Genomic DNA, 14,092 nt, shown 5'->3' with positions numbered 1-14,092 from the left:
AACGGTATCGGCCCTGTAAAGAAGGCGCGTCCATCCGGATGCGCCTTTTTGCTTTGGCTGGCCTGTTATGGGCTCAAGTTGGCCGTTTGCGGCAAGCGGGTATAAAAAAGGATGGCGTGACGCCATCCTTTTTCGTTGTGCTTGTGCTCTGGCAGCAGACAGCAGAGCAATCGCCCTTGGCTTTAGGCCTTTTTCAGGTAGGCAGCAACCAGTACGATCTGCACGCCGTTGACCTTGCCTTCGATATGGAGCGGGTTGTTGGTCAGACGGATGCCCTTGACCAGGGTGCCGCGCTTGGCGGTGAAACCGGCGCCTTTCACGTCCAGATCCTTGATCAGGGTAACGGAGTCGCCCTCTTGCAGCACGGCGCCGTTGGAGTCAACGGTCGGTACGCTGTCGTCATCTTCGTCAGCAATACCAGCTTCAGCCCAGGCCTTGGCTTCGTCTTCCATGTACATCATATCCAGCAGATCCTGAGCCCACACTTCACCCTTGCCGGAGAGTGCTTTCAGCTGGCGCCATGCCATCACCTGCACCGCAGGCACCTGGCTCCACATGCTGTCGCTCAGGCAACGCCAGTGGTTGACCACCAGGGTATCCGGTTGTTCCAGCTGACCACGGCAGGTGTCACAGATAGCAACGCTGTGATCATCGTCACTGGCGGGGGAGTGAGGCACCACGAAGGCGGTCAGCGCCTGCTCGGCGCTGCACAGTTCACACTTGGCGCCCGCGCGCGCTTGCAGAATGGCGTTGATGGTCATGTTGTTGGTCCCATAGCTAGTGATAAAGCGTCCCGCGTTGGCGGGGCGCGTGAAAGAGGGGGCGGAATATAGCATAAAACCCCGTACTTTGTCAGGTCTGCCCTGGCTCACAAGGTTGGCTGTGCTGTTGCGCGGCGCTGATCGTTTGGTATTGAGAGTGCAATTTGAAGCGGGATCGCTAGAATGAGCCTCCTTTATGACTGCAAGGCAGGGGCATTCGTGCTGGCTCAACGTTTTCAACACCTGGATCGACTGCTCACCCGCTACCGACGCTGGTGGCAGTATCAGCCATATCATCATCTGACCATGGCCTTTGCCGATGAGGCGCCCGAGCTGGCGGTACTGCTCAATGGGCTGACGCTCGTCCAGTTGGCAGAGCTCGATGCGGATATGGATGCCCTCAGCAGTCTGCTTGCCCCCTGGATTGCCGAGGGAGCCGAGCTGCAGCAACTCAGTCAGCTTGCCCCGTTTACCCCTGAGCCAATCACTTGCAGCAAGGAGATGGCGCTGCATATGCCGGGGCGCAAGCAGGCCCAGATCGAGTCGTTCACCGCCTGTCTGCCTGCCCATCAGGGCCCCTATCTGGAGTGGTGTGCTGGCAAGGGACATCTTGGGCGGCTGGTGTCACTTCATCGACAGGCTCCTATCCTCAGTCTGGAGCTGCAAGGACAGCTTTGTGACGAAGGTCGGCTGCTGGCCGAGCGGGATGGCGCCAATATGACCTTTACCTGCGCCGATGCCTTTGCCCCTGAATCGGCGGCGCTGATCGCCTCCGAACATCACGCCATGGCACTCCATGCCTGCGGCGAGCTCCACACCCATCTGCTGGAGCGGGTGGCCGAGCGCGGTGCCCGCGGAGTGACCATCTCTCCCTGTTGTTACCACCTGATCCGTACCAGCCACTATCGCCCGCTGTCGGCCGCGGCCAGCGCCAGCGAGCTGGTGTTGAGCAAAGCGGATCTCAAGTTGCCGCTACAGGAGACGGTCACCGGCGGTGCGCGGATCGCCCGCCTGCGCGAGCAGGAAGTGGTGTGGCGGCTCGGGTTTGACTGCCTGCAGCGTCAGGTGCGCGGGGTGGATGAGTATCTGCCGGTGCCCAATATGCAAAAGAGCCTGCTGACCGGCACCTTCGAGGCATTCTGCGTTTGGGCTGCTGAACGCAAAGGGATTGTGCTGCCCGCCGGGCTCGACTATCCCGCCTGGTTGGAGCACGGGGAGCGTCGCTTTGGTGATGTCGCCCGCATGGAGCTGGTGCGTCATCTGTTTCGCCGTCCTCTCGAGATCTGGCTGGCGCTGGATCGCGCGCTCTTTTTGCAAGAGCAGGGTTATCGGGTCGAAGTGGGGGAGTTCTGTGCCAAACCCATGACCCCGCGCAATATCCTGATCCGTGCCGTGCGCGCCTGACAGCGAGCTCTTTGTGAGCGTTATTTGAACATTGTTGATGGCTGACTGGTGAAGCGGGTCAGCCATTTTTTTTTGCCACGAATAATTAATTGGTGACAGATCATCTGATCGTCTTTCGCCTCCCCATACGGGTGGCAAAACAGGCCAAAATGGTCATCGTTTGAGTTCTTTTATGTCGTTTTAGCTGCGTTGAGTAGCACAAGGTGAAATGGTTCACAAATTACGCGCATTTCTTAATTTTCATCGTAAATTTAGTTGTTGGAACACCTACTCTTGGCGCGCATTAATTCAAACAAGGACGATAAACATGTTCAAACCCAAGCGTTGTGCCTGGCTGATCGCTGCCGCTTGCGTATTGCCCAGCTATGCCGTAATAAGTGCAACGATGAATATTCAACCCGATCCACAAAATGCGGGAGGATATGTGATTGCGGCCCCGGATCTGGCCGCGGTGGAAAAGGCCAAGACGGCCAACCCCATGTATACAATATGGGCCAAGGCACTGGCCACCCGGTCAAATAAAATAGTCGATGCCATTGAACCGGGTCTGGCAAGCAATCCTGACAACGTAAAACGGGTTGAACGGGTATTTCCCCAATCTGAATGGGAATATTTAACCCAGATGGCCGCGCCGGAATATACCTATGTCCGCTTCTTGCGGGCCATCGGTAAATTTCCTGCGTTCTGCGGCGAATATAACGACGGGCGCGATTCTGATGCGATCTGTAAAAAATCCATTGTGACGGCCTTTGCCCACTTCTCTCAGGAGACCGGCGGCCATATTGCCAAGGAGAACGTCTCCGATAACCCGCTGGGGCTGGAGGAGTGGCAACAGGCGCTGGTGCATGTGCGGGAGATGGGCTGGTCAGAGGGACAGACCGGTTATACCACCGGCTGTGGCCAGAACGACTGGCAGAACAAGAAGTGGCCCTGCAGTACCGGACAAGGTTACTTTGGCCGCGGCGCCAAGCAGCTTTCTTACCACTTCAACTACGGGGCCTTCTCCGAGGCGATGTTTGATGGCGATGCCTCAGTGCTGCTCAACAACCCGGGGCTGGTGGCGGACTCCTGGCTCAACCTCGCTTCTGCCATCTGGTTCTTCCTCACCCCGCAGGCCCCGAAACCGGCCATGCTGCACGTGATTGATCGCACCTGGGTACCCTCCAAACGGGAAGCTGACGCCGGTATCGGCTATGGCTTCGGTACCACCATCAACGTCATCAACGGCGGTATCGAGTGTGGTGAACAGAACAAGGACAAAGGGCAGCCGGTCAATCGCATCCGCTACTGGGAAGGGCTGGCCAACCACTACCAGATCCCGGTCAAGGCGGATGAGAAGAACACCTGCTGGCAGCAGACTCCCTATGGCAGCCTCAATCTCAACGGCGCTACCGACGTGCTCTACACCAACTGGGATGGCAACTGGAAGTACTATCCTGATCGCCCGGGCGGTTACTCCTTCGAGTGTGAGCTGGTGGGCTTCCAGACCGCTTATTCTGCGCTGGTGCCGGGTGATTACGAGAAGTGCGTGACCAACTTCTACGGTTCCCACGCCAACTGGCCGAAAGTGCGGATCGTCGCCAAGCTCGATCCTGCCCCGGTCGATCCGGTTGACCCGCCCATTGATGGCCAGCCTGCCTGGGAGGCCAGCAAGGTCTATACCGCGGGCAACAAGGTGAGCTACAAGGGCGCCGTCTATCAGGCCAAATGGTGGACGCAAGGGGATGATCCCGCCAAAGGTGGCCCCTGGGCTGTGGTGGTGACCAAATAAGGTTGCCGTTGGGATCATGGTCAATCACCATGATCTATCGGTAGTGGAAACAAGCAGGCAGCAGGGAGGAGATATCTCCCTGCTTTTTACCCGTTATCGGCCTGTTGTCGCCCCATCAGGCGGGATCAGAAACGGTAGTTGAGACCGACACTGACCCCTTTGACATCGAGTCGAGGCATGGGGATATATTGGTACTCTGCATTGAGTCCGATACCCGAATCAAAGCGATATTGCCAACCCGCAGCGCCATACAAACCGACCCCGGAGTTGCTCTGATCTTCCTTGTTGATGGTGTATTCGACTCTGTGGGCGTTGGCACCCAGTTTGGCATAAAAGCTGTTGCCGGAAGAGACCGGGAATTGTGCATACAAGGCAGAGCGGATCCCTTTGTAATGGATATCTTTTACGTCATTGAGGGTTGCATCGAAGAGGGCGCTGACTACGCCACCGGTACCAAACAATATTCCTGAATCGATACCGATATAATCGTTGAACATATAACGGTAATAGAGATCGGCAGTCATATTGTCACCGCCATCGGCCTGATCCCCATTTTGTGCTTTGAATGACTGGGTGCCATAGCCAAGGGTGGCGCCGACGATATGGGGAGAGGGGGTTGCTATCGCCACGGAAGAGAAGATCGCCGTGGCAACCACCAGGGGAGTGAATAACTTCATCATGCAGGTTCCAATTAAATAGCGTGGAATATGGCTGCGACGAACAGATTTATATGGGCTCGGGTGAGCTTGTCTTATATTCGCAGGCCAGTAGTGAGTGGCAATATCTCATATTGTCAGGGGGATGAATAATCAGAGCTCCCATAGTTGTTATGATGGGAGGTGAGAGTGGTTATCTTCTGTCTGAACAATGGTGAAATGTGTCAATCCTATCTGAAATGAGCGCTGATAAATCGCAAGTTTCATTGGTTTTCTGCACTAATCAACTTAGTGTAACGGGATGTTAGGCTGGCAATATATGCCTTCAAACGTGGACTGGATGGTAAACAAGATGGTGATTTCTCGTGACGGTATATTAGAGGGGGGGTTGCCATTGTGGTGCAATCCGCTACAAGGTGCTAGCTGCTCCCTTTGCTACCGATTTTTGCCACTGCCGGGATTGTCAGCGCACGACCGGCGCCTGGATGGATTTTCGGGTGAAACAGGTGCAATGGCTATGCGGCGTATTGACTGAGTACGCCTCGTCGGAGGCGATTCGACGCGGCTTTTGTGCAACCTGTGGCGCCACCCTCAGCTATCGCAGCATTCAATACCCCGAGTACCTGACGCTGGCTATTGTCTCACTTGATAACCCCGAAACGGTCGCACCAACCTATCACATCCATACCGTCAGCCAGCTCTCCTGGTTGCCGATCCAGGACGATCATCCCCGTTATCCGAAAGGGAAGTAGTTTTGCGATATTCCACGTAGAAAGAGGAGTACACCATGGAGCTGATAGTGATCCGCCATGGAGAGACCCAAGCCAACGCCGAGGGGCGCTATCAAGGGGCGTTGGATATCGGGCTCAACCAAGATGGCGCGCGGCATATATGCTGGCTGGCCAATGAGATAGCGACCACACTGGCCCCGTTCGATCGGTTGCTGGCGTCGCCCCTGCTGCGAACAAGAGAGAGCGCCGCGCTCTTCTCACGCCAGTTGGGGTTGCCTGTGGAGCTTGCTCCGGCCTTTCGTGAGCGGCATGTCGGTCTGTTTGAGGGACTGACGCAGGCAGAGGCCAAGGCGCGTTATCCCGAGTTGTGGGTGCGCAACATCACCCGGCGCTGGGCGGAGGCTCCGCTTGGCGGTGAGAGGCTGGATGAGGTGATTGCCTGAGTCTCGCAGGGACTAACGGCACTGGCCTCGACCATGCAGGGGGAGCGGGTATTGCTGGTGGCGCACGGTGTGGTCGCCAAGGTGACCCGCGCCCTAACGACCGCCGGATTTGATGACTTCTTCGCGTGGCAGTTGCCCAACGGCGGCATGCTGGTGGTCAATCTTGACTCCTCTATATCACCATTGCGATTCAATCGACCGGTTGGGCAGAGTTAGTTTGTGCGCTGCTTTTTCTACTCTTCGATATCCAGCAACACCAGAATGGCGCTGTCGCCGCCCCATTCGCGGGGAGCCTGATGGAAGGCGCGAACATTGGGGTGCTGGGCCAGCCAGCTGGGAATGCGCTGCTTGAGAATATGTTTGCCGATGCCGTGCATCACCGAGGCGACGTGAATGTTCTCTTTCTGGCAGAGGGTGAGCAGGGCGGCCAGCTCCTGTTTTGCCTGCTGCTGGTTCATGCCGTGCAGATCCAGGTAGATCTCCGGCGGATAAATGCCCCGCTTGAGCTTTTTCAGCTCAAATTTTGACACATCTTCCCGCACGTAACGGGTCGGCCCATCATCGTCGAGATGGGGCTGATACTCATCGCTGAAATAGTGGTCAACCCCAAGCTTTTCGCGGGTTTCGCGCAATTCGCGTTTCTGCTTGACCGGGCGTAACTCGGCCCTTATGGTATCTTGCTTGATTTTCCGGGTACCTTTTATCGCATCGCGGAACAGCAGGGTTTCCTCGTCTGTCGGTGAGGGCGTTTTTTTCATCAGATGCTCATGTATTAGGAATGCGTCTTGCCCGCAACGTAAACGGGGCTCGGGCCGGATATTACTCGACTTGGAGGTGGATTTGGACAAGATATTTATCGATGAGGTGGTTGCCGAGATGCACACCATCCAGGACATGTTGCGTTGGGCCATGAGTCGTTTCAACGACGCCGGGATTTTTTACGGTCATGGAACCGACAACGCCTGGGATGAAGCTGTGCAGCTGGTACTGCCCGCGTTACATCTGCCACCGGATGTAGACCCGGCCATGCGCCACTCCCGTCTCACCAGCAGCGAGCGTCACCGCATCGCCGAGCTGATTATCCGCCGTGTACAGGAGCGGGTACCGGCCGCCTACCTGACCAACAAGGCCTGGTATGCCGGTTGGGAGTTCTACGTGGACGAGCGGGTGCTCATTCCCCGTTCCCCTATTGCCGAGATGGTCGCCAACCGTTTCGCGCCCTTCCTCAAACATGAACCGACCCGGATCATGGACTTGTGCACTGGCTCCGGCTGTATCGCCATCATCATGGCCCACGAGTTCCCGGAAGCGGAAGTGGATGCCATCGACATCAGCATCGATGCGCTGAACGTGGCCGAGCGCAATATCAACGATCACGGGCTGGAGCAGCAGGTCATTCCGATCCGTTCCGATCTGTTCCGCGATCTGCCAGCGGGCGACAAGTACGATCTCATCGTCTCCAATCCGCCCTATGTGGACTCCGAAGATATGTCGGATCTGCCGGACGAGTTCCGTCACGAGCCTGAGCTGGCGCTGGCGTCCGGCTCCGATGGTCTCAAGCTGACCAAGCGTCTGCTGGCCCATGCCGCCGATTTCCTCAAGGATAACGGTGTGCTGGTGGTTGAAGTAGGCAACAGCATGATCCATCTGGAAGCCCAGTTCCCCGAGATCCCCTTTACCTGGGTTGAATTCGAAAACGGCGGTCACGGCGTCTTTGTGATGACCCGTGAAGAGCTGGTGCAGTATCAGGATCATTTCGCCATCTACAAGAACTAAGCAGGAGCGCGCATGGCAGGGAACAGTTTTGGTCAACTCTTTCGGGTCACCACCTTTGGCGAGAGCCACGGCCTGGCGCTGGGCGCCGTGGTCGATGGTTGCCCGCCTGGGCTGGAGATCAGCGAAGCGGATCTGCAGGGGGATCTGGATCGGCGCAAGCCCGGCACTTCCCGCTACACCACGCCGCGCCGCGAGCCGGACGAGGTGAAGATCCTCTCCGGGGTGTTCGAGGGCAAGACCACCGGCACCTCCATCGGGCTGCTCATCGAGAATACCGATCAGCGCTCCAAGGATTACTCCGATATCAAGGATCTGTTCCGCCCGGGTCATGCTGACTACACCTACCACCAGAAGTATGGTCAGCGGGACTATCGTGGCGGTGGTCGCTCATCTGCCCGCGAGACCGCGATGCGAGTGGCGGCGGGGGCGATTGCCAAGAAGTACCTGAAACAGGTACATGGCATCGAGATCACCGGTTTTCTCTCCCAGCTCGGCCCCATCAAGGCTGAGGCGTTTGACGCGGCGCAGATTGAGCAGAATCCCTTCTTCTTCCCCGATGCGGGCAAGCTGGAAGCGCTCGATCAATATATGCGCGACCTGAAAAAAGAGGGCAACAGTATCGGTGCCAAGGTGCAGGTCATTGCGCGCAATGTGCCGGTGGGCCTGGGTGAGCCGGTGTTTGATCGTCTCGACGCCGACATTGCCCATGCCATGATGGGCATCAATGCGGTGAAAGGGGTGGAGATCGGTGATGGCTTTGCGGTGGTGGAGCAAAAAGGCTCCGAGCATCGCGACGAGATGACCCCGGCGGGCTTTGCCAGCAACCATGCGGGCGGCATTCTGGGCGGCATCTCGTCGGGTCAGGATATTGTGGTGAGCATGGCGCTCAAACCGACTTCCAGCATCACTGTGCCGGGCAAGACCATCAATACCGAAGGCGAGGCAATCGAGATGATCACCAAGGGGCGTCACGATCCCTGTGTCGGCATTCGCGCCGTGCCCATCGCCGAAGCCATGCTGGCGCTGGTGTTGATGGATCACCTGCTGCGCCATCGTGCCCAGAATCAGGGGGTGTTGACCCATACCCCACAGCTGCGTTGATCGCTCTTGCTGCACATCGACTGATCGCACCCTGTTCAGGGTGCTGGTTCGTCAACCAAATCAAAGGCGACCTTCGGGTCGCCTTTGTTCTTATGCTCTGCGGTACTTCTATCACTCGTCGATTATCAAGAGTGATCAGCGTCCTGCGGATCGGCATCGAGACGGCAGTTGGGGGGAGAGAACTTCCCATGGTGTTTGGGCATAGCGTGAATGGCCTCGTTGACCTTGAGGAGCTGCTCTTCGCTCATGCTGTTTTTGGCAAACATCAGGCTGACCGGCTGATGGTGCAGCAACAGCTGACAACTGATAAACCCCTCGGCGCCCAATTGGGAGAGCCGATAGCGTGCATATTGCCACTCCATAATGATGCCATCGAGACGGCGGGCCAGCAGCAGTTCGATTAGTCGATCATCGGCATTGTACTCGGTCGCCCCCTTGAGGGCAGGACACTCGTCCATTTGATGAATGGGGCGAGTACCGCGCAGTTTGCCAATTTTGAGATCCTTGTTGTGGCACAGTTTGGACAAGGTATCGAGCTTTCCCCAGCGATCCTGATGGCCTGGAATCGGGTTATTACTCAACAGCACATAGGCGCTCTGGCGATAGGGTGCAGAGAAGCGGGCATACTTCTGCCGCTCCGGTAGTGGTAGTGCGGCCATCGCCACATCCAGCTGATCGTGCTCCACCAGATGGAGTGCCCGCGCCCAGGGGATCTCACGAAATTTGGGGGCAAAGCCCGCCTGGGTGAGGATCTGGCGAGTCAGGCTGACATCCAGCCCGTCCAGCTCACCCCTGTTGTTGATTTGACTGAAGGGGGGCCAGTGGCTCCAGGCCACGGTCAGGGTCTGACTGGCCTGCAGGGAAGGGGTCAGCAAAAGCAGCAGCAGGCAGAGCTTGGCCTGCCAGTTGCCGTGGGGACGATATTGCGTGCTCATAGCTTAACCTCGTTATTCTGCTTTTTGTTCTCTGCTATCCCGTGCGCCTGCGACCCGCGCATCACGATGGCGGGACAGGTAATAAGTTGTCAGTTAATAGTGTGGTGCGTGCTTCACTGGTCAACGGGATTATTCGGTGGAGAGCAGAGGGCTTTTCTGTGCGTGCTGGGAGGAGCATCACATTTTTCTCGTTTATCCGGCACAACTCCGTTAGACTGCGCCCCTATTCTTTCCCCTTTGCTCTGCTCCCCGGGGAAATCGTTGTGTTCTCAACAGGCCCGAGTCTGGCGAGATGGCATCGGCTCAGCAGAGGAGCCCCATCCCGGATTGTCGGCGCCCCTATCCCTAGCAGGTAACTATGAGTTTTACTTCCCTCGGTCTGGCCGAACCCTTGTTGCGTGCCGTTGCCGAACAAGGCTACGACACCCCGTCTCCCATTCAGCAACAAGCGATCCCCGCCGTTCTGGCTGGCCGCGATCTGATGGCGGCGGCCCAAACAGGGACCGGCAAGACCGCAGGCTTTACCCTGCCGATGCTGCAACGTCTGATGGAGAGCAAGCGCAAGGTCTCTCCGAACCGCGTCCGTGCGCTGGTACTGACCCCGACGCGCGAGCTGGCCGCCCAGGTGGGCGAGAGCGTGCGCAACTATGGCAAGCATCTGCCCCTGCGCAGCCACGTGGTATTCGGTGGCGTGAGCATCAACCCGCAGATGATGGCGACTCGCCGTGGTCTGGACGTGCTGGTGGCCTGTCCGGGCCGTCTGATCGATCTCTACAACCAGAACGCCGTCAAGTTTGACGAGGTGGAGATCCTGGTACTGGACGAAGCGGATCGCATGCTCGACATGGGCTTTATCCGCGACATCCGCCGCATCCTGACCCTGCTGCCGAAGAAGCGCCAGAACCTGCTCTTCTCCGCCACCTTCGCCGATGAAATTCGCGAGCTGGCCACTGGCCTGCTGGACAACCCGGCTGTCATTGAAGTTGCCCCGCGCAACAGTACCGCCGAGCGTATCGAACAGCTGGTGCACCCGTGCGACAAGGCCAACAAGATTGCCCTGCTGAGCCACCTGATCTCCAGCAACAACTGGCAGCAGGTGCTGGTCTTTACCCGTACCAAGCACATCGCCAACCGCGTTGCCGAGAAGCTTGAAAAAGACGGCATCAGTGCTGCCGCCATTCACGGCAACAAGAGCCAGGGCGCCCGTACCCGCGCCCTGGCCGGTTTCAAGGATGGCAGCGTCAAGGTGCTGGTAGCGACCGACATCGCCGCCCGTGGCCTGGACATCGACAAATTGCCGCAGGTAGTCAACTTCGAGCTGCCGAACGTGGCTGAAGATTACGTGCACCGTATCGGTCGTACCGGCCGTGCCGGCGCTGCCGGTCATGCCATCTCCCTGGTTGCTGCCGATGAAGGCAAGCTCATCAAGGCCATCGAGCGGCTGACCAAGCAGAACATTCCCTGCGAGCAGGTGGCCGGTTTTGAAGCCTCCCGCGAGACCCTCGACAACATCGCCCGTGGCATCGGTGCGCCGCTGCGCAAAGAGCCGCGCGATCCAAGCGAGCAGCGCCGTGCGCCGCGCCCGCAAGGTCAAGGCCAGCGTCAGGGCGCCGGTCGCTCTGCCAACGGTGGCAATGGCGGCGGTAACCGCTCCGGCAACGGTGGCAAGCCCAAGCCCCAAGGTGGCCAGCGTCCGGAAGGCGGCGCCGGCAAACCGGCTCAGGCCCGTCGTCCTCGTCGTGCTACCCACAACCAGTAAGCGGCCAGGGAGCCTGCTCCCTCGCTCGGTTGATGTAAAAAGCCCCGCCAGTCTGGCGGGGCTTTTCTATATCCGGGAGTTAGCCGAGTGGGGCGGGCAGTGCCCGTCACTCGCCATAGAGCGTGATTTGCAGCACGTTGGCGATGGCGCTGCCGTTCCAGTGGTACTCCAGATGGCGGGGCTGATGGACGCGATTGACCAGGCGCGGGCGATAGAGCAGGTAGCAGTCGTGGCCGCTGTGGCGCACCGAGCGGTAACAGATGCCGTCCACATCCAGGGCTTTCTGCTCGCGGGCGAAGGCCTGGGAATATCCGTAGTCGGTAGCATGGTAGAGCGGTGTGGCGAGAAAGGCCTCACCGGTAATATCGACCAGGCTGGCGCTGAACTCGGCATGGATCACCCGCATCTGCACCTTCTGGGCGGGTTCACGGGTGTAGCCGAAGACGCGCTCCTGGTGGTAGACCGTCTCCTTGATGGCGGTGTCGAGGCTGGGGGCGCAGTAATAACCGCCAAAATCGCCGGTAGTGAAGCGGGCACCTTCCGGATTGAGGTGGGTGAAGGCGGCCATCACATGGCTGCCGCCGGGCAAGCCCACCAGCCAGTCCGCTTTCGGTACCCGCGTCAGCTCGCCGGCCTCTTCCCTCAGCCTGTCGTTGGTCAGCGCCTCGATGGCCCAGACCGCCTCCAGTTCGTCGGCGTTGGCCACATCCTCATAGAGGCAGATGGTGGGGTAGCGGCTCGGGATGATCCGGTAGGCGGACTCGTCCTTGAATGCGCGCTGCGGAGGCGTCTGCATCAGGCCATGCCTCCGCGCCAGGCGTGCAGGCGGGTAGCGACCTCATACAGATCGGCCACGCGGCCACCCTGCATCACCTCCATGGCGCTGCGGCCGGCGAAGAAGGGGTGGCTGTTGGACTTGCGTACCCAGCCATAGATGCTCTCGTCCGCGCTGAACAGTACCCGCAGGCTCTTGTGAATGTTGAGCAGGTAGCTCATTCGCTCCTGCAGATCCGCACTCAGTCTGATCCCGCCGTGGGACTCCTTGTACTTGTTCAAAGTTGAACGCGAAGAGATGCCGAGCAGTCGCAATTGTTCATCTGTGTTGCACTGCCATTTGTCCAGGATGCGAAACACCACTGGCAGCGCCTTGCTGGGATCAACGGCGCCATCTTGCCGTTGCACGTGTACGGTTGCGACCATGTCAGGCTCCTTGCTGGATTGAGCGTGTGTTCTGTTGCCAAAAAGGCGATATGTTATCAGTGTACAAGAATTGTTCACATATATACAGGGTGTCTATATATGGTGCATATATGAACGCGTGGTGCATCAGGGAGATGATCACCGCGCCAGCGGACCCCTTTATATCGATGGCATATACCGATGGCATAGAAAAAGCCCCGCCAACTGGGTTGGCGGGGCTTTTGTGCTTTTGCTATTGGGGCATGCAATACCGGCGCTGGCTTAGAGCGCGGGCAGCAATCCCATGCTGACGCTTATCTGCACCCCGACGATCAGCACACCCATGGCGCCGGCAAGGCCCAGGGCCAGCACGCCGCCCGGGGCGCGGTAGTGGTGCGCCTCGGCCTGCTTGCGGCTCTGCCACACCAGGGCCACCGGCAGCAGCACCGCCAGCACCGCCAGCGCGATGGCGGCGTAGCCGAGCGCCATGATGAAGCCCTGCGGGAAGTAGAGAGCAAACAGCAGGGGCGGCACAAAGGTGATGAGGCCGGTCTGGGTGCGGCCCTGCCAGTTGTCCTTGCGGCGGGTCACCTTGGCCATGAAGTCGAACAGTCCCAGCGTCACCCCGAGGAAGGAGGTGGCCAGCGCCAGATCGGCGAACAGGTGCATCGCCTGGTTGAAGGCGGGCCAGCTCACCAGATTGCCGACGTTGGCCAGCAGGCTGTCCAGCGCTCCGCCGGTCTGGATCAGGGATTGTTGACCGAGCAGCCCCAGGATGGCCACTTGCCACAGTACATACAGGATGAGTGGCAGGGCGGAGCCCCACACGAAGACCCGGCGCAGCTGCTTGGGGCAGTCCCCCAGGTAGAGCATCACGCTCGGGATGGAGCCGTGAAAACCGAACGAGGTGAAGATGACCGGCAGGCCTGCCAGCAACAAGCCCTGACCGAGCGGCATGGAGAGCAGGTGCTGTCCCTCGGCACGCGGCAGCAGCAGTCCGAGGACGGCCACCATGATCACCAGCTTGACGGTGAACATCAGTCGGTTGAGGTAATCCACCTGTTTGGTGCCGACGCAGACCATGCCGCCAAACAGCAGGGTAAAGGCCCAGGCCGCCTGCTCCTGGCTGAGGGGCAGGCCGGCATCGGCCAGCGCCTGGGCCAGCAGGCTGCTGCCGCCGCTGATGTAGGCGGAGGCCAGCGAGTAGAACAGCATCAGGATGCAGAGGGAGGCAATGCGCTTGCCCCAGGGGCCGAGCAGGTGATCCGCCAGTTGGTGCAGGTACCACTTGCCGGTGTTGAGGCTTGCTTCCACCTGCAGCATGGCGGTAAAGGCCATCAGGCCCCAGAGACCGATCATCAGCAGCAGGGTGGCAGGGCCGCCCAGGGAGGAGGAGGCCAGCGGTAGGGCCAGCATGCCGGCGCCTATGGTGGTGCCGGCAATCAACAGGGTACATCCCAGGGTTTTGGTATTCATGGTGTCCATCCGAATCGAGAAACTGCGCGGTGCGCAGCAGGCATATGAGGTGTTGGCAAGGCGCCTCCGGGGTCGAGACCGGAGGCTAGCAATATCGGAG

At 58.9% G+C, this 14,092-nt stretch carries 13 protein-coding genes and 1 pseudogene; 7 read left to right on the top strand and 7 right to left on the bottom strand.

The features are described from left to right. Positions 1-182: 182 nt before the first annotated feature. Complete coding sequence (locus G5149_RS00650) at positions 183-761, bottom strand: PhnA domain-containing protein (protein ID WP_005333203.1); 579 nt, start codon at positions 759-761, stop codon at positions 183-185. Between the two features lie 183 nt (positions 762-944). Between G5149_RS00650 and G5149_RS00645 the strand changes: the two genes are divergently transcribed. Both G5149_RS00645 and G5149_RS00640 read left to right on the top strand, forming a co-directional pair. Beyond that, the gene (locus G5149_RS00645; protein ID WP_421211121.1) at positions 945-2,165 is read left to right on the top strand and encodes a methyltransferase; all 1,221 of its coding nucleotides are present in this window, start codon (positions 945-947) and stop codon (positions 2,163-2,165) included. A 307-nt stretch (positions 2,166-2,472) separates the two neighbouring features. Beyond that, positions 2,473-3,936 (top strand): chitinase, encoded by a 1,464-nt coding sequence (locus G5149_RS00640; protein ID WP_227342829.1) that lies wholly within the window; start codon positions 2,473-2,475, stop codon positions 3,934-3,936. A 125-nt stretch (positions 3,937-4,061) separates the two neighbouring features. Here the strand turns inward: G5149_RS00640 and G5149_RS00635 are convergent, their stop codons facing one another. Next, on the bottom strand, positions 4,062-4,616 hold the full coding sequence (locus G5149_RS00635) for a porin family protein (protein WP_337072204.1): 555 nt from the start codon (positions 4,614-4,616) through the stop codon (positions 4,062-4,064). Positions 4,617-5,008: 392 nt separating this feature from the next. On the opposite strand from G5149_RS00635, the gene G5149_RS00630 reads away from it, so the two are divergent. Together G5149_RS00630 and G5149_RS00625 are read left to right on the top strand one after the other, a co-directional pair. Next, positions 5,009-5,344, top strand: coding sequence for a GFA family protein (locus tag G5149_RS00630; protein WP_421211118.1), 336 nt, complete (start codon positions 5,009-5,011; stop codon positions 5,342-5,344). 35 nt (positions 5,345-5,379) lie between these two features. Then, positions 5,380-5,982: pseudogene (locus G5149_RS00625) on the top strand (histidine phosphatase family protein). 17 nt (positions 5,983-5,999) lie between these two features. Here G5149_RS00625 and smrB read toward each other — a convergent pair. Beyond that, positions 6,000-6,524, bottom strand: coding sequence for an endonuclease SmrB (gene smrB, locus G5149_RS00620; RefSeq protein WP_005333198.1), 525 nt, complete (start codon positions 6,522-6,524; stop codon positions 6,000-6,002). Positions 6,525-6,606: 82 nt separating this feature from the next. Here smrB and prmB point away from each other — a divergent pair, with 82 nt between their 5' ends. Next, positions 6,607-7,542 carry a 50S ribosomal protein L3 N(5)-glutamine methyltransferase gene (gene prmB / locus G5149_RS00615; protein WP_005345333.1) on the top strand — a complete coding sequence of 312 codons (936 nt, stop codon included), beginning with the start codon at positions 6,607-6,609 and terminating at the stop codon, positions 7,540-7,542. 12 nt (positions 7,543-7,554) lie between these two features. Beyond that, positions 7,555-8,643 (top strand): chorismate synthase, encoded by a 1,089-nt coding sequence (gene aroC / locus G5149_RS00610; RefSeq protein WP_201951171.1) that lies wholly within the window; start codon positions 7,555-7,557, stop codon positions 8,641-8,643. Positions 8,644-8,768: 125 nt separating this feature from the next. On the opposite strand, the gene G5149_RS00605 is transcribed toward aroC, so the two are convergent. After that, positions 8,769-9,578, bottom strand: a complete 810-nt coding sequence (locus tag G5149_RS00605; RefSeq protein WP_106843347.1) for a substrate-binding periplasmic protein — start codon at positions 9,576-9,578, stop codon at positions 8,769-8,771. A 358-nt stretch (positions 9,579-9,936) separates the two neighbouring features. Between G5149_RS00605 and G5149_RS00600 the strand changes: the two genes are divergently transcribed. Next, positions 9,937-11,337: a DEAD/DEAH box helicase gene (locus tag G5149_RS00600; protein WP_421211116.1), complete on the top strand. Its 1,401-nt coding sequence runs from the start codon at positions 9,937-9,939 to the stop codon at positions 11,335-11,337. 106 nt (positions 11,338-11,443) lie between these two features. On the opposite strand, the gene G5149_RS00595 is transcribed toward G5149_RS00600, so the two are convergent. From G5149_RS00595 to G5149_RS00585, 3 genes are all read right to left on the bottom strand, one after another. Continuing rightward, entirely contained in the window at positions 11,444-12,133 is a 690-nt protein-coding gene (locus G5149_RS00595; RefSeq protein ID WP_076360812.1) for an RES family NAD+ phosphorylase, read from the bottom strand. Continuing rightward, positions 12,133-12,537 (bottom strand): MbcA/ParS/Xre antitoxin family protein, encoded by a 405-nt coding sequence (locus G5149_RS00590; protein ID WP_421211113.1) that lies wholly within the window; start codon positions 12,535-12,537, stop codon positions 12,133-12,135. The genes G5149_RS00595 and G5149_RS00590 overlap by 1 nt, the downstream gene beginning before the upstream one ends. A gap of 261 nt (positions 12,538-12,798) precedes the next feature. Then, entirely contained in the window at positions 12,799-13,992 is a 1,194-nt protein-coding gene (locus G5149_RS00585) for an aromatic amino acid transport family protein (RefSeq protein ID WP_421211111.1), read from the bottom strand. Positions 13,993-14,092: the final 100 nt, after the last annotated feature.

It is taken from the genome of Aeromonas sp. 600479 (genome assembly GCF_049175515.1).
In the GTDB taxonomy this organism is placed as follows: domain Bacteria; phylum Pseudomonadota; class Gammaproteobacteria; order Enterobacterales; family Aeromonadaceae; genus Aeromonas; species Aeromonas veronii_A.
This window is presented reverse-complemented; position numbering and strand designations above follow the sequence as displayed.